We start from the raw sequence: 648 nt of genomic DNA, 5'->3' as shown, positions 1-648 counted from the left end.
GGCCAAGGCGGCGGGCTCGCAGCGTTTCTGCATGGGTGCGGCGTGGCGCAGCCCGAAGGACCGCGACATGGACAGGGTCGTGGCGATGGTCGAGGGGGTGAAGGCCATGGGGCTGGAGACCTGCATGACGCTGGGGATGCTGGATGCGCCCCAGGCGCAGCGGCTGGCGGAGGCGGGCCTCGATTATTACAACCACAATATCGACACGAGCCCGGAAAACTACGCCAACGTCATCACGACGCGCTGCTTCGAGGACCGGCTGGCGACGCTGTCGAACGTGCGCGATGCGGGGATTTCGGTCTGCTGCGGCGGGATCGTGGGGATGGGCGAGACGCGGCAGGACCGGGTCGGCTTCGTCCATGCGCTGGCGACCCTGCCGCGCCATCCCGAAAGCGTGCCGGTCAACGCGCTGGTGCCGGTGCGGGGCACGGTGCTGGCCGACATGCTGGCCGACACGCCGCTGGCGCGGATCGACGATATCGAGTTCGTGCGGACCGTCGCGGTGGCGCGCATCACCATGCCGATGAGCATGGTCCGCCTGTCGGCGGGGCGCGAGAGCATGGCGGCGGCGACGCAGGCGCTGTGCTTCCTGGCGGGGGCGAACTCGATCTTCACCGGCGACAAGCTGCTGACGGCGGGCAATGCGGG

At 69.6% G+C, this 648-nt stretch carries 1 protein-coding gene; it reads left to right on the top strand.

The genetic code is table 11. The annotated features are described in order from the left end of the window. A partial coding sequence (bioB, locus tag RN629_RS18280) for a biotin synthase BioB (RefSeq protein WP_407036497.1) occupies window positions 1-648 on the top strand: 648 nt, incomplete at both ends.

This window comes from Facivitalis istanbulensis, from assembly GCF_040560405.1.
In the GTDB taxonomy this organism is placed as follows: domain Bacteria; phylum Pseudomonadota; class Alphaproteobacteria; order Sphingomonadales; family Sphingomonadaceae; genus Sphingomonas; species Sphingomonas istanbulensis.
Note: the sequence above shows the minus strand (reverse complement) of the source record. Positions and strands in the feature narration are given on the sequence as shown.